The 14,883-nt window shown below is 58.6% G+C and carries 16 protein-coding genes and 1 tRNA gene; 8 read left to right on the top strand and 9 right to left on the bottom strand.

All coding sequences use genetic code 11. The features are described 5' to 3' along the window. Positions 1–3: 3 nt before the first annotated feature. From rfbH to ACE3O2_RS04085, 9 genes are all read right to left on the bottom strand, one after another. Positions 4–1,326 (bottom strand): lipopolysaccharide biosynthesis protein RfbH, encoded by a 1,323-nt coding sequence (gene rfbH / locus ACE3O2_RS04125; RefSeq protein ID WP_374334964.1) that lies wholly within the window; start codon positions 1,324–1,326, stop codon positions 4–6. A gap of 7 nt (positions 1,327–1,333) precedes the next feature. Further along, the gene (gene rfbG / locus ACE3O2_RS04120) at positions 1,334–2,413 is read right to left on the bottom strand and encodes a CDP-glucose 4,6-dehydratase (protein ID WP_374334962.1); all 1,080 of its coding nucleotides are present in this window, start codon (positions 2,411–2,413) and stop codon (positions 1,334–1,336) included. After that, on the bottom strand, positions 2,413–3,183 hold the full coding sequence (gene rfbF / locus ACE3O2_RS04115) for a glucose-1-phosphate cytidylyltransferase (protein ID WP_374334959.1): 771 nt from the start codon (positions 3,181–3,183) through the stop codon (positions 2,413–2,415). The genes rfbG and rfbF overlap by 1 nt, the downstream gene beginning before the upstream one ends. 10 nt (positions 3,184–3,193) lie before the next feature. Next, on the bottom strand, positions 3,194–4,360 hold the full coding sequence (locus ACE3O2_RS04110; RefSeq protein ID WP_374334957.1) for a DegT/DnrJ/EryC1/StrS family aminotransferase: 1,167 nt from the start codon (positions 4,358–4,360) through the stop codon (positions 3,194–3,196). After that, complete coding sequence (locus ACE3O2_RS04105; protein ID WP_374334955.1) at positions 4,357–5,289, bottom strand: GDP-L-fucose synthase family protein; 933 nt, start codon at positions 5,287–5,289, stop codon at positions 4,357–4,359. Before ACE3O2_RS04105 ends, ACE3O2_RS04110 begins: the two co-directional genes overlap by 4 nt. A 12-nt stretch (positions 5,290–5,301) precedes the next feature. Continuing rightward, positions 5,302–6,384, bottom strand: coding sequence for a GDP-mannose 4,6-dehydratase (gene gmd, locus ACE3O2_RS04100; protein WP_374334953.1), 1,083 nt, complete (start codon positions 6,382–6,384; stop codon positions 5,302–5,304). Continuing rightward, complete coding sequence (locus ACE3O2_RS04095) at positions 6,381–7,829, bottom strand: mannose-1-phosphate guanylyltransferase/mannose-6-phosphate isomerase (RefSeq protein ID WP_374334951.1); 1,449 nt, start codon at positions 7,827–7,829, stop codon at positions 6,381–6,383. The genes gmd and ACE3O2_RS04095 overlap by 4 nt, the downstream gene beginning before the upstream one ends. Beyond that, positions 7,826–8,098, bottom strand: coding sequence for a hypothetical protein (locus ACE3O2_RS04090; RefSeq protein WP_374334949.1), 273 nt, complete (start codon positions 8,096–8,098; stop codon positions 7,826–7,828). Before ACE3O2_RS04090 ends, ACE3O2_RS04095 begins: the two co-directional genes overlap by 4 nt. Positions 8,099–8,295: 197 nt before the next feature. After that, positions 8,296–8,371 (bottom strand) — tRNA-Ala (locus ACE3O2_RS04085). Positions 8,372–8,494: 123 nt separating this feature from the next. On the opposite strand from ACE3O2_RS04085, the gene queA reads away from it, so the two are divergent. The 8 genes from queA (at position 8,495) to tolB (ending at position 14,868) form a co-directional block, all read left to right on the top strand. Beyond that, a complete protein-coding gene (queA, locus tag ACE3O2_RS04080; protein WP_374334947.1) occupies positions 8,495–9,529 on the top strand; it encodes a tRNA preQ1(34) S-adenosylmethionine ribosyltransferase-isomerase QueA in 1,035 nt (344 codons plus the stop codon). Positions 9,530–9,559: 30 nt separating this feature from the next. Then, complete coding sequence (gene ruvB / locus ACE3O2_RS04075) at positions 9,560–10,597, top strand: Holliday junction branch migration DNA helicase RuvB (RefSeq protein WP_374334945.1); 1,038 nt, start codon at positions 9,560–9,562, stop codon at positions 10,595–10,597. Positions 10,598–10,603: 6 nt separating this feature from the next. Then, positions 10,604–11,131 (top strand): DUF2569 domain-containing protein, encoded by a 528-nt coding sequence (locus tag ACE3O2_RS04070; RefSeq protein WP_168876567.1) that lies wholly within the window; start codon positions 10,604–10,606, stop codon positions 11,129–11,131. Between the two features lie 85 nt (positions 11,132–11,216). Next, on the top strand, positions 11,217–11,645 hold the full coding sequence (gene ybgC, locus ACE3O2_RS04065; protein WP_168876566.1) for a tol-pal system-associated acyl-CoA thioesterase: 429 nt from the start codon (positions 11,217–11,219) through the stop codon (positions 11,643–11,645). A gap of 14 nt (positions 11,646–11,659) precedes the next feature. Beyond that, entirely contained in the window at positions 11,660–12,322 is a 663-nt protein-coding gene (tolQ, locus tag ACE3O2_RS04060; RefSeq protein WP_374335539.1) for a protein TolQ, read from the top strand. Continuing rightward, positions 12,322–12,765 carry a biopolymer transporter ExbD gene (locus ACE3O2_RS04055; protein ID WP_374334942.1) on the top strand — a complete coding sequence of 148 codons (444 nt, stop codon included), beginning with the start codon at positions 12,322–12,324 and terminating at the stop codon, positions 12,763–12,765. Before tolQ ends, ACE3O2_RS04055 begins: the two co-directional genes overlap by 1 nt. Further along, positions 12,762–13,556: a TonB C-terminal domain-containing protein gene (locus ACE3O2_RS04050; protein ID WP_374334940.1), complete on the top strand. Its 795-nt coding sequence runs from the start codon at positions 12,762–12,764 to the stop codon at positions 13,554–13,556. Before ACE3O2_RS04055 ends, ACE3O2_RS04050 begins: the two co-directional genes overlap by 4 nt. A gap of 28 nt (positions 13,557–13,584) precedes the next feature. Next, positions 13,585–14,868, top strand: coding sequence for a Tol-Pal system beta propeller repeat protein TolB (gene tolB, locus ACE3O2_RS04045; protein WP_374334938.1), 1,284 nt, complete (start codon positions 13,585–13,587; stop codon positions 14,866–14,868). Positions 14,869–14,883 lie beyond the last annotated feature (15 nt).

The raw sequence follows: 14,883 nt of genomic DNA, 5'->3' as shown, positions 1-14,883 counted from the left end.
CAATCAGAAGTTAACACCCAGATAGACTTCAATTTTTCGGGCGGCGTATTCCAGCATCTCGCTGGTCAGCGAGGGTTGCACCCCGATCCAGAAGGTGTTGTTCATCACGTTGTCAGTGTTGGTCAGCTCCCCGCTGATACGGTAGTTCTGACCTTGCATATAGGGCTGGCGGGTGAGGTTCCCGGCAAACAGTAGACGTGTGCCTACCTTGTTTTGATCCAGATAGGTCAGCAGGTCCAGTCGGCTGACCGGGCAGTTTTCCTTGAGCGTGATCGGAAAACCAAACCATGACGGGTCGGCATGCTCTGTGGCTTGTGGCAGGTGCAGGAACTCTTCGCAGTCTGCCAGGCGCGACTTGAGGAAGGCAAAATTGTCTTTCCGTGCCTGAATGAACGCAGGGGCCTTCTCCAGCTGGGCCAGCCCACAGGCTGCCTGCATATCGGTAATTTTCAGATTGTAGCCCAGGTGGCTGTATGTGTATTTGTGATCGTAGCCTTCAGGCAGGTCACCCAGCTTCCAGCAGAAGCGCTTGCCACAGGTATTGTCTTTGCCGGGAGGGCAGTAGCAGTCGCGCCCCCAGTCACGGAAGCTTTCTGCGATCAGTTTCAGTTCGTCATTATTGGTAAAGACCGCGCCACCTTCGCCCATGGTGATGTGATGGGCTGGGTAAAAACTCAGCGTGGCAATATCGCCGAAGGTACCCACCATCTGACCTCGGTAGGTACTGCCCAGTGCATCACAGCAGTCCTCCACCAGCCAGAGGTTGTACTTCTTGCACAAGGCGGTGACCACATCCAGGTTGAACGGATTGCCGAGGCTGTGCGCGAGCATGATCGCCTTGGTCTTGGGCGTGATGGCGGCCTCGATCTTGCTTGCGTCAATGTTATGGGTATAGCGGTCCACGTCCACCAATACCGGGATCGCGCCAAACTGGATAATGGGATTAACGGTAGTGGGGAACCCGGCCGCGACACCAATCACTTCATCGCCCTTGCGGATGGCACGGTCGCCCAGCTTGGGTGAGGTCAGCGTACTGAAAGCCACCAGATTGGCCGAGGAACCGGAGTTCACCGTAATCAAATGCTTTACCCCGATGAAAGCGGCCAGTTTCCGCTCGAACTCGGCGTTGAAGCGGCCGGTGGTCAGCCATCCATCCAGAGAGGCTTCCACCATCATCTGCAGCTCTGCGGCATCCAGCAGCTTGCCCGAGGGGGGCACCTGAGTTGCACCGGGGAAGAACGGCTGGGGTGCCAGCGCAATAGACGCATACTCCGCGACGAGTTGATTGATCTGAGCGCGGAGAGCCTGTTTCTTGTCGTCCTGCATGGTTGTATTATCCGTGATTCAAAGTTTGGTAAGCCGCAATCTGCGCTAACGTGGTCTGTCGGACATCCTTGCCAGCCTGACGTTGGCGCGCCCAGTCAACCGTAAGTCGCAAGGCTTGTGTCAGATCGAGGGAAGGGTTCCAGCCAAGACGACTGCGCGCTTTGGCGATGTCCAGCTTAAGGCTATTGGCTTCGTGTTGTCGCGGCTGGTTTTCCGTGACCACCCATTGGGCCGTTGGCCCCCACAGTTCGGCCATATGCTGAACAATCCAGCCGACAGGCTGCGCATCTTCCGCTCGTGGGCCAAAATTCCAGCCTTCCGCATAGGCGGCACCTTGCTGGTAGAGCCGTTCTGCCAGTGTGCAATAACCCCGCAGAGGTTCAAGCACATGCTGCCAGGGGCGTGTTGCGTGCGGATTGCGAATCTGCACGGTTTGTCTCGTCTCAAAAGCACGCAGGATATCGGGGATCAAACGGTCAGACGCCCAATCCCCACCGCCAATGACGTTGCCAGCACGAGCACTGGCGATGGCACAAGAGCTGCTGGAATCGGTGGCCGCCTGAAAAAAGGAGGACCGGTACGCCGATGTCACCAGCTCGGCACAGCCTTTGCTATTACTGTAAGGGTCGTGGCCGCCCATGGGCTCATTTTCACGATAACCCCAGACCCACTCCCGGTTTTCATAACACTTGTCGGTGGTAATGTTCACCACAGCGCGTATTCCAGCCACCTGCCGCACGGCTTCCAGCAGGTGCACCGTCCCCATGACATTGGTGGCATAGGTTTCGACGGGATTCTGGTAGGAGTACAGCACCAAGGGCTGTGCGGCCATGTGAATGACGATGTCGGGTTGCGCTGCCATCATGGACTGCTTCAATGCATCGAAATCCCGGATATCTCCCAAGACGGAATGCATGCCTTCAGCAACACGCGCCTCTTCAAACAGGTTGGGCGTGGTTGGTGGTGTCAAGGCAAAGCCGGTGAGTTCGGCGCCCAGCTGTTGCAGCCACAGCGACATCCAGCTTCCCTTGAAGCCGGTATGCCCGGTGAGGAAAACGCGCTTGCCGCTCCAGAAGGAGGGGGTCATTACCACACTCTCCAAGGTGCGTTTCCACTGCTCCACAGCTCTTCAAGGTAGGTTTTGTCGCGCAAGGTATCCATGGGCTGCCAGAAACCAGCATGCGGGAACACAGCCAGCTGGGACTGGCAGGCCAGGTTTTCTAGCGGCTCCTTCTCCCAAGTGGTGGTATCGTCAGCAATATAGTCGATGACAGACGGTGACAATACAAAAAAACCACCGTTGATCATGGCACCATCACCCTTGGGCTTCTCGCGGAAGCTGTTGACCCGGTTGCCACTGATATCCAGAGCACCAAAACGACCAGGTGGGATCGTGGCGGTGAGGGTGGCCTTAACACCCTGCGCCTTGTGGAAGGCTATCAATTCGGTGATGTTGACGTTACTCACCCCATCGCCGTAGGTGAAGCAAAATGCCTCTTCATCTTTCACATATTCGGCCACACGCTTCAACCGCCCACCGGTCATGGTGCTTTCCCCGGTATCTACCAGGGTGACCTTCCACGGTTCAGCATAGCGCTGATGAACTTCCATCTTATTGTTCTTCATGTCGAAAGTAACGTCCGACATGTGTAGAAAATAGTTGGCAAAGTACTCCTTGATCACGTAGCCCTTGTAGCCGCAACAGATCACAAAATCATTCACGCCGTGCGCGGAGTAGATCTTCATGATGTGCCACAGGATGGGCTTGCCGCCAATCTCGACCATCGGCTTGGGGCGGATAGAGGTTTCCTCACTGATCCGTGTTCCCAGCCCCCCTGCCAGAATGACTGCCTTCATGCTCAAATCCTTACAGTTGCGCCAAGGCGGCGAATGCGTCCGGAATCGGATAGTGATGATTGCCAACGAATAGACCATTCTGATCAATATGGTCTGCATTGCGCAGTACGCCATGCACTTCCGAGTCGAAGTACTTCACCACTTCATTTTTGGCGAAATTACCGGCCACGATGGGGCGGCACTCAAAGCCCAGCTCATTCAGACGAGCCAGCAATGATTTGCGGGTCCATGCGCTGCCTGGGCGAATGACCAGGCTGAAACCGAACCAGCTGCTTTCACCAATTTCGTGCTGAATGAGGATGTCAGGGTGATTCTGCAAGGCCTCCTGCAGCAGCTTGCCATTTTTGCGCCGCTCCTGCACCAGAGTCGGCAGGCGCTTCACTTGCTCTACCCCCAATGCGCCTTCCAGCTCCAGCGGGCGCACATTGAAACCCGGCAATACAAAGCGGAATGACTCTTCAAACGGATCATCGCTCTTGTCACTGCACACATGGTTTTGCTTCGGCAAATTGCGTGTCCAGCCATGGGCACGCAGCGAAAGCAGAATGTGGTATAGCTCTTCATCATTTGTAACGATCAGCCCACCCTCCATGGTGGAGATGTGGTGGCTGAAGAAAGAGCTGTAGCTGCCCATGACCCCAAAGGTACCCGTGTGCTTGCCGTTAAAGGTGGCGCCCATGGACTCACAGTTGTCTTCCATCAGAACAATATCGCGTTCACCAATGATCTGCTGAATGCGATTGAAGTCATTGGGGTTACCCAGCAAGTTCACCGCCATGATCATGCGGGTCTTGTCGGTGACCGCAGCTTCTAGCTGCTCCAGATCGTAGTTCAAGGTGTTGAGGTCAATGTCAACAAACTTGATTTTCAGGCCGTACTGGTGGAGAGGATAGTAGGTGGTGCTCCACGAAACCGCAGGCACAATCACCTCGTCACCGCGCTTGAGCTTCAGTTTCAGGTTCTTGGTATAGAACAGCGCCGCAACCATGAGCAGGTTGGAGGAGGAGCCAGAGTTCACCATGACGCAGTGCTTGCTGCCAACATACTGCGCAAAGTCGCGCTCAAATGCTTGTACCTGCGGCCCCATGGTGAACATGCCTGACGCGATGACGCGTTGCATCGCATCGATTTCTTCTTTGCCCCATGACGCTGTTGCCAGTGGAAATCGGTAATTCATTGCAGAAATTCTTTCAGGTAGAAATGGTAGGTTTTTTCAATGCCTGCGTGCAAACTGCTCTGCGACTGCCACCCCCAGGCCTGCTGGCGCTCAACACTGACCAGCTTGCGCGCCATGCCAACCGGTTTACTGAGGTCATGTACAAAGCTGCCGGTATAGCCCATGACCTGGGCTGCGGCCTGGTAGTATTCGTTGATGGTGTAATCATGCCCGAGCCCGATATTCATCATGGGGGGCAAGGTGTCAAAGGCGTTGATTGCATGTACAACGGCATCTGCCATATCCCCGGCATACATGAATTCACGACGGGCAGAGCCATCACCCCAGATTTCCACCGTAGGTAAATGACCCTGTCTGGCCTGATGCAGCTTGTGGATGATTGCCGGAATCAGGTGAGAGTGTGCAGGGTCAAATTTGTCATGGCGGCCGTACAGGTTGCAAGGAATCAGCGTTTTGTACTGATAAGACGGGTCTTCGCGGGTGATATATTCACACAAGCGGGCAGTGACCACCTTTGCCAAGGCATAGCCTTCATTGGTAGGCTCGAGCTCCCCTTTGAGCACCTGCTCTTCACGCAAGGGTTCGCTGTGGTTGCGTGGGTACATGCAGGAACTGCCAAGATTAAGCAGCCGCTTGACCCCAGCCTGGCGTGCGGCCCAGACGATGTTGCGTCCCATGTCGAGGTTCTGTAGCAGAAAACCCACCGGCTCACGCATATTGGCCTGGATGCCACCCACTTTGCCGGCGGCATGAACCACCAAGTCAGGACGGTGCTTGTCCAGGTAGGCGGCCACCGCATCATGGCTGCAGAGGTCAAGCTCGCTGCTCGCAGGGGCTAACACGTCAAACTCAGCAATGCCGGGGTGCTCGAGCAGATTCTGCCCTACCATGCCCCGGCCACCTGTTAACAGGATACGCAACTTGCTCATGCAAACCGACCTTTATTCATGCGGGGTAAAGGCCGCATAGCCGTGTGTCTTGACCAGCTCGTCACGCTGCGCGCTCTTGAAGTCTTCGCGCACCATCTCGGACACCAGTTCATTGAAGCTGATCTTCGGTACCCAGCCCAGCTTGGACTTGGCCTTGCTCGGGTCGCCTAAAAGGGTTTCCACCTCTGTCGGGCGGAAATAACGCGGATCGACCGCCACAATGCACTTGCCGGAAGCGTCGTAACCTTTCTCGTCCACACCCTCGCCGCGCCAGGTAATGGACATGCCCAGTTCGTTGGCGGCCGCATTCACAAAATCACGCACGCTGTACTGCACCCCGGTCGCAATCACAAAGTCTTCCGGCGCATTCTGCTGCAGCATCAGCCATTGCATTTCGACATAATCTTTGGCATGGCCCCAGTCACGCAAGGCATTCATATTGCCGAGGTAGAGACATTCTTGCAGACCCAGCTTGATCCGCGCCAAGGCGCGGGTGATCTTGCGCGTGACAAAGGTTTCGCCACGGATGGGCGACTCATGGTTGAACAAAATGCCATTGCAGGCATAGATACCATAAGCCTCACGGTAGTTAACGGTGATCCAGTACGCATAAAGCTTGGCTACCGCGTACGGGCTACGCGGATAGAAGGGCGTGGTCTCTTTCTGTGGAATCTCCTGCACCAAGCCATACAGCTCTGAGGTGGATGCCTGATAAAAGCGGGTCTTCTTGGTCAAACCGAGGATGCGGATGGCTTCAAGAATGCGCAGTGCCCCCAGTGCATCGGAGTTTGCAGTGTACTCCGGCTCCTCGAAGGAGACCGCCACGTGACTTTGCGCGGCAAGGTTGTAGATCTCGTCCGGCTGTACTTTCTGAATGATGTGCGTGAGGCTGGACGAATCCGTCATGTCTCCATGATGCAGATAGAACGGCAACCCCTGCTCGTGGGTATCATGAAAAAGATGATCGATGCGGGCAGTATTGAACAGCGAGCTGCGTCGCTTGATACCATGAACGGCATACCCCTTTGCCAGCAGGAACTCCGCAAGGTAGGCGCCATCCTGGCCGGTAACGCCGGTAATCAATGCTGTTTTCATTGGCTTCTTCCGTAATGATCGGCAAAACGAACAATATCGTCCTCGCCCAGATAACTGCCCGACTGCACCTCGATGATCTCCAGCGGGATGGTGCCGGGATTGGCCAGACGATGTACTTCGCCCAGCGGAATGTAAGTGGACTGATTTTCAGTCAGTAGCAGCGTTTTGTCTCCGCAGGTGACCTCTGCTGTTCCGGAGACCACTACCCAATGCTCAGCACGGTGGTGGTGTTTTTGCAGGCTGAGGCTGGCCCCCGGCTTGACCTGAATGCGCTTGACCTTGAAACGCCCCCCCTCATCAATGCTGTCGTACCAGCCCCAGGGGCGATGTACCTTGCGATGCAGTACCTGCTCTTCCCGTTTTTGTTGTTGCAGGGCATTGACGATGTGCTTGACGTTCTGACTGTGTGACTTGTCCGCTACCAGCACAGCATCCGGCGTTTCCACTACCACCAGATCCTGTACGCCGACCAGACTGACCAAACGTCCGGAGGCATGCACCAAGGTATTACGGCAATCGGTAGCCAAAACGTCACCCACGTGGGCATTGCCACTGGCATCCTTGGGCAGGACCCCCCATACCGCATCCCAAGCACCCAGATCATTCCAGCCTGCATTGAGCGGAATCATCTGAATCGGTATTGCGCTGCCAGGGCAATGCTCCATCACCGCGTAGTCAACAGACTCACTGGCAATGGCGGCGAACGCTGCCGGTCCGGGGCGGACAAAGGTGGCATCGGCGCTACGCTGCCGCCAGGCGGCCTTGGAGGCCTCAGCGATGTCGGGCCGGAATTGCGCTATGGCCTGCAACCAGACAGATGCCTTGAGCACGAACATGCCCGCATTCCAGTAATACGTGCCTTCATCAAGGTACTGCCTGGCAGTCACTTCATCTGGCTTTTCGACAAAACGTTCGACGCTGTGGAGGGATGAGGGTGCAATCACGGTCTTGATGTAACCGTAGCCGGTTTCCGGGCGATCTGGCGTCACGCCCAGAATCACGATCGCGCCATCATTGGCCTGCCGTATGGCAGCCTGCACGGCCAAGGTGAAGGCATGCGCATCCGCAATGGTTTGATCGGAGGGCGTGACGACCAGTATTGGGTCACTTCCATCCTCGACTGCCGCCAGTGCTGCCAGTGTCAATGCAGGCGCCGTGTTGCGGGCAACAGGCTCCAGCAAGACAGTGCTGGCTGATTGTTCTATCTCACGCAGCTGTTCCAGCGCCAGAAAACGATGATCTTCGCCAGTCACCACCAGGGGAGGTATAACCTGCATTTCTGCTGCGGCTAAGGCCATCAAGCGCTTGATCGCTTGCTGGAAAAGGCTTTCTGCTCCCGTCAGACAAAGAAACTGCTTTGGGAAACCTGCCCGTGACAGGGGCCACAGGCGTGTGCCGGATCCTCCGCACAGGATGACGGGTTGCACTTGGATTGGCGGGGTCATGATTTGGCCCCCGGCTTCTTCCAGAGCATAAGCGGCCGCGTGCTGGCGCAACACGCCTTCACGTCAAGGCAAGCGTTCTCGAAGCTGGCGAAGGGCGCAGCGAAGGCAGTATGGCCATGAAGCGGATTGTCAGGCTGCAAAGATAAAGCTGCCGTGCGGCTGATGACATGATCCGTACAGCCAGTCAGAAAAGCGGTCATTGGGGTTGGGGTCTGATTCAAATTGGCCGCCACCAGGTAAAAATAGGCCTGCGCCGACACGATCAACAAGCCTTCCTTGGGGTTCTCAGGCGCTGCGTCACCCGTTGCCCTGAAAGGATGACTGCGTATTTTGCCACATGGGCATGAGATAAGGAACACCCGGGACCATCCGTTACGGTCGAGGGGGGCTTGGCGAGCTCGCACGCGCAACGAACAATGAACCAGGGTCAAAAATTACGACATTGGCCAAGACTTTATTGAAGAGCTGGTGGAGAGGAGGAGGATCGAACTCCCGACCTTCGCATTGCGAACGCGACGCTCTCCCAACTGAGCTACCCCCCCATGCGATGTCCATCTTAAGACAAGCCCATGGCTTTGCCAAGCGGACAAAGGGTGCGGTTTTGCCTGTCACGGGCATGCCGTATACTGGGCGGTTCGTGAGTTTCCCCTGTGGTCTGAAACCGTATGCGCTTGTCCGATTTTGATTATCAGCTGCCCGAAGAACTGATTGCCCAGTTCCCGCCAGAGGTGCGGGGGCAGAGCCGCTTGCTGGATGCCAGTAGCGAGCTTGTGCAGGATCGCACGGTACAGGCCTTGCCGCAGTTGTTGCGGCCGAACGACTTGCTGGTATTCAACGATACCCGCGTACTCAAGGCGCGCCTGTTTGGGCGCAAGCGCTCGGGCGGCAAGGTAGAGGTGCTGGTTGAGCGGGTGTTGTCCGAGTACGAGGTGCTGGCGCATGTGCGGGCCAGCAAGTCGCCGCCCACAGACAGCCAGTTGATTTTGGCAGACCGCTGGACAGCCACAGTGCTGGGGCGGCAGGGCGAATTCTTTCATTTGCGCTTTGAAGAAGAACCGGCGCTGGCGGTGTTGGCGCAAAGTGGCCGCTTGCCGCTGCCGCCGTATATCGTGCATACCCCGACCGATGACGATGAACAGCGCTACCAGACGGTTTACGCCCGGCAGGACGGTGCCGTAGCTGCGCCCACTGCCGGGCTACATTTCACGGATGCCTTGCTGGCGGAGCTCGCAGCCATGGGCGTGGGGCAAGCCTTTGTGACCCTGCATGTGGGGGCAGGCACCTTCCAGCCGGTGCGGGTGGAAGATTTGTCCGAGCACCAGATGCACAGTGAGCGCTACGACATCCCGGTAGCAACCGTGGCGGCCATTGAGGCCACCCGCGCCAAGGGGGGGCGGGTGATTGCGGTGGGCACCACCTCGCTGCGGGCGCTGGAGTCGGCGGCGCGCAACGGCGTGCTGGCGGCGGGGTGGCAAGAAACGGACCTGTTCATCACGCCGGGTTACCGCTTCCAGCTGGTCGACCTGCTGTTGACCAACTTTCATTTACCCAAATCCACCCTGCTGATGCTGGTGTCGGCCTTTACCGGCTATGAGCGCATGCGTGCTTTGTATCAGCACGCCATCACCGAGCGCTACCGCTTCTTCAGCTATGGGGATGCCATGCTGCTCAGCCGGGATGACACTGTCACAGCGTGGTAAGATGTTGCGATTGTTTGCCCGGTACCTGCCATGATTGAAACCGACTCGTTTGCGCCAGAAGACCGCCTGATTTCGCCTGCCCGTGGCAGCGCGCAGGAGGAGGCGCTTGAGCGGGCGCTGCGCCCCAAGCAGCTGGACGAATACGTCGGGCAGGAAAAGGCGCGCGGGCAGCTGTCGATATTCATCGAGGCTGCCCGCAAGCGCAGCGAAGCGCTGGATCATGTGCTGCTGTTCGGCCCGCCGGGGCTGGGCAAGACGACGCTGGCGCATATCATTGCACGCGAAATGGGCGTCAGCCTGCGGCAGACCAGTGGCCCGGTGCTGGAGCGGGCGGGGGATCTGGCGGCTTTGCTGACCAATCTGGAACCGAACGATGTGCTGTTTATCGACGAAATCCATCGTCTGAGCCCGGTGGTGGAGGAAATCCTCTACCCGGCGCTGGAGGATTTCCAGATCGACATCATGATCGGGGAAGGCCCGGCTGCGCGCTCGGTCAAGCTGGACCTGCCGCCGTTTACCCTGGTGGGTGCCACCACCCGGGCGGGCATGCTGACCAACCCCTTGCGTGACCGCTTTGGTATCGTCGCTCGGCTGGAGTTTTATACCCCGGCCGAGCTACAGCGCATCGTTACCCGCTCGGCGGGCCTGCTCAACATGCAGATGGTGGACGAGGGCGCACTGGAGATTGCCCGCCGCTCGCGCGGAACCCCCCGGATTGCCAACCGCCTGCTGCGCCGGGTGCGCGACTATGCTGAAGTGCGGGCCGATGGTGTGGTCAGCCGCGAGGTGGCGGACGATGCGCTGCGGATGCTGGACGTGGATGCGGCGGGTCTGGACGTGATGGACCGCAAGCTGCTGGGCGCGGTACTGGAGAAGTTTGGCGGTGGGCCGGTGGGGGTGGATAACCTGGCGGCGGCCATCGGCGAGGCGCGCGATACCATTGAGGATGTGCTGGAGCCCTACCTGATCCAGCAAGGCTATTTGCAGCGAACGCCGCGCGGACGATTGGCCACCGGGCTGGCTTACCAGCACTTTGGTTTGCCGCAGCCTTCCACACAAGGGGAATAAACGGGCATGAGTGAATCACACAACCCTTATCAGGCACCCAGTGCTTCGGTTGCAGATGTAACGCTGCCAGACGATGGGCCATGGCGCATTGGCGGCTGGCTATATCTGCTGGGGTTCGGTTTGATTGTTCGCGCGGCAGTGTTGCCCTTTGGGATATGGGGCCTGTTCTCCCCCTTCGTGATGCAAGAGGGTGGCTGGGAGCGGCTCGGAGCGTTGCCGAACGCGACGGGGCTACGTGCGCTGATTGTGACTGAATTGCTGATCAACCTACTGATCTGGTCGCTGACCCTGTGGGCAACATTACTTTTTTTCAAGCGGCGTGCCCGGTTCAAGCGGGTGTTACTGATTTTGCTGACGGTATCATTCTGCTTCTACACAATGGATCATTTCCTGGGGCAGGCCCTGCTGCCCGCGGAGCTGCTCGATGATCAAGGCGAGAGTTTGAAACTGGTCTGGCAATCTCTGGTGTACGGCCTGATCTGGGGCAATTACGTACTGCGTTCTGAGCGAGTCGAGCACACCTTTGTCCTGTGAGGCTGACCGAGTGGGGAACGAATCAGCGGCAGGCCTGCTCCAAGGGGTTTGCCATTTTTATACCATGGACTGATTGAACGGATTGATGAGTCACGACCTTAAACCCAATTCGGGTGCCTTCCGCATGGAGGCCCGTGTGTACTATGCCGATACCGATGCTGCAGGCATTGTCTACCACGCCAACTATCTGGCTTTCATGGAACGGGCGCGTGCCGAATGGTTGCGCAGCGTGGGTTTCGAATCGGTCAAACTGGCGCGCACGCTGGGGATCGGCTTTCTGGTGCGCTCGGTCAAGCTGGATTACCTGGCCCCCGCCTTGCTCGACGATTTGATCACCATTACCGCCGAAGTGACCGAGTTTGGCCGTAGCCGGGTGCATGTGTCGCAGTATGTGATGCGGGGTGACACCGTGCTGGTGCATGGTCAGGTGAATGTGGTCTGTGTCGACATCAAGGCCGGCAAGTCTGTCGAGTTACCCGCCGATATTCGGCACGCACTGGAGATTCCAGCATGAACGCCGCCAGCGATCTGTCCTTTGTCCACCTGGTGACGGAAGCCAGTCTGGTGGTACAGCTGGTGATGGTGGTGTTGCTGCTGATGTCACTGTTGTCCTGGTCTTATATTTTCTCCAAGTGGGTGGCCATCCGGCAGGCGGTGCGGCACAGCGATGTGTTCGAGCGCAATTTCTGGAGCGGACAAGACCTCAACCAGTTGCATCAGCAGATCAGTCCGCATGAAGAAAGCCAGGGCATGGAGCGTATCTTCGTGGCCGGCTTCCGTGAGTTCCTCAAGCTGAAAAAGCCGGGCAATGGCCTGGACCCGCGTGACATGATGGACAGCGTGCAGCGGGCCATGCGTGCCGAATACCAGCGCGAGATCGACCGGCTGGAGTCACACCTCGCCTTTCTGGCCACCACTGGTTCGGTATCACCCTATATTGGCCTGTTTGGTACGGTGTGGGGGATCATGAATGCCTTCCGTGGGCTCGCCAACGTTGGGCAAGCTACCCTGGCGCAAGTTGCGCCCGGCATTGCTGAAGCGCTGATTGCCACCGCGATTGGCCTGTTCGCCGCTATCCCGGCGGTGGTGGCTTACAACCGTTACCTGCACGATATTGATCGGCTGTCGATCAAGCTGGAAAGCTTCATGGAGGAGTTTTCCAACATCCTGCAACGGCAGGCGGCGCGCTGATGGCGCTGCGTCGTCGTCAGCGGCGGGCGCTGAAGAGTGAAATCAACGTCGTCCCGTTCATCGACGTGGTGCTGGTGCTGTTGATCGTGTTCATGGTGGCGGCACCGATGATGCAGACCGGACAGGTCAAGCTGCCCTCGGTCAGTCACGCCAGCGCCATGGCAACGCAGCCGGTACAGGTGCAGGTGATCGCAGATGGTGAGGATGTGCAATACCGCTTGCGGGCACCCGGCCAGCCAGAAGAAACCTTGCGGCTGGGGGACCTGGTTGAGCGCGTTGTGGCGATGCACGATGCCAACCCGGCGGACAGCGCCCGCTTTGCGGTGGTGATCAGTGCCGATCGTGAAGTGCGCTACGAATCGGTGGTGCAGGTGATGGACGTACTGCAAGGGGCCGGGATCGATCAGGTCGGCTTGCTGGTACAGAACAAGGCCAGCCAATGAGTCAGGCCGGGCTGCGCCCTAGCGGGCTGTTGCTGGCCGTGTTGGTGCACGCCGTACTGCTGGTGGTGCTGTGGCTGGGGGTGGACTGGAAGTCGCCGCCGCCCAAGGTGGTGGAAGCGCAGTTGTGGCGTGGTTTACCGCCGCCTCCGCCGCCGAGCAGCAAGCCGGTGCCGGCGGAGGTCAAACCGACCCCCAAGCCTGAGCCCAAACCGGTGGAGGCGCCGGAGCCGCAGGCACAGACGCCCACTCCGAAACCGCGAGCGCAGGTGAACCTGCCCAAACCGGAGCAGGCGGCCAGCGAGCCCAAACCGCGCAAGCCGGTGGAGAAGCCCGTGGAGAAACCGGCACAGCCCAAGCCGGAGAAACCACAGAAACCGGATCGTCAGCATCAGCAGATGGTGGACGAGGCGCAACGGCAGGCTGAAGCCGAGGCCAAGGAGCGGGCCAAGGCTGAAGCGGAGGCCAAAGCGCGGGCCGATCAGGCTGCGGCGCAAGCCGCGGGCCTGAAGCGTGACCGCGATGCCTACTTGGGGCGGATGGAACAGTTGATCAAACAGCGCATCGTGCGCAAGGATGACTGGCCCAAGCTGGCGGCACGCTTTGAATTCCGGCTGCTACCGAGCCTGGATGTGGTGGCGATTCGGCTGGTACAGTCGAGCGGTAACGACGAGTATGACAAGGCGGTGGAAACCGCCCTAAAATTGCAAAACCGGTTTGAGGCGCCGCCGGACAGTTTGCGTAACGAGCTGATTGGCAAAACCCAGACCATCACCTTCCGCTGGCCTGAGTAGAACAGGCGAGCACACAGGAAAGGCGCACATGATTCGTACCCTTGCCCGTTGGGCGCACGCTGGTTTGATGGGGCTGGGGCTGCTGTTGTCATTCAACACGGCCCAGGCGCTGGATTTTGAAGTGGTGGGCGGGGGCGCCAGCCAGATTCCGGTTGCCATCGCGCCGTTCGCGCAGGAATCGACCTATGTACAGCTGGTCACCCCGGTGATCAAGGCCGATCTGCAGCGCAGTGGCCTGTTCAAGGTGGTGGATTACAACCCGGCGGTACCACCGACCGAGCTGGGCCAGGTGTCGTTTGATGAGCTGTCCCGGCTGGGCGTGCAGGCGCTGGCGATCGGGGTGGTTGAACCGCAGGCCAATGGCAGCGTCACCATCAAGTACCGGCTGGTGGATGTGGCACGCCGCGAGCAGCTGTCGGGTCTGGCGCTGAGCCAGGGCAGTAACCGGCTGCGCAACATGGCGCACCGCATTGCTGACAATATCTACGAAAAGCTGACCGGCGACCGTGGCGTATTCTCCACCCGCATCGCCTATGTGCTGCGGCAAGGCAAGCGCTACCACTTGCAGGTGGCGGATGCCGATGGCTACAACCCGCAATCGGTGGTGTCCAGCAGTGAACCGATCATTTCGCCCAGCTGGTCGGCGGATGGCAGCCGCATTGCCTATGTGTCTTTCCAGGCCAAGAAGCCGGTGGTGTACGTACAGTCGCTCTCCACCGGTAATCAGACGGCGGTGGCCAACTTCAAGGGCAGCAACAGCGCCCCGGCGTGGTCGCCGGACGGCAGTACGCTGGCGGTGGTCTTGACCCAGTCCGGCCTGTCGCAGGTCTACAGTGTGCCGGTGCAAGGCGGTGAGGCTAGGCGGCTGAGCCGCAGCAACGGCATTGATACTGAGCCGACCTATGCGCCGGATGGCAGCATCTATTTCACCTCCGACCGGGGCGGTAGCCCGCAGATTTACCGCATGGGGGCGGATGGCAGCGGGGTAGGGCGGGTGACGTTTGAAGGCGGCTACAATGTATCGCCCGATATCAGCCCGGACGGCAAAAGCATGACCTTCATCCAGAATAGCGGCGGGCGGTTCCGGGTGGCGCTGATGGATCTGGCCACACGGCAGACCCTGCTGCTGAGCGATACCGGGCATGATGAGTCACCCACCTTTGCGCCCAACAGCAAGATGATTCTCTACGCCACCCAGCAGGGGGGGCGAGGTGTACTGGCGGCGGTGTCGATTGATGGCCGCGTCAAAATGAAGTTGACCGAACTGGCTGGGGATGTACGTGAACCGGCATGGGGGCCGTACATCCGCTAAGGATGACGCCCAGAC

The organism is Leeia sp. (genome assembly GCF_041909055.1).
GTDB lineage: Bacteria > Pseudomonadota > Gammaproteobacteria > Burkholderiales > Leeiaceae > Leeia > Leeia aquatica.
The sequence above is the reverse complement of the archived record's forward strand: the minus strand, read 5'-3'. Positions and strand labels throughout refer to the sequence as shown.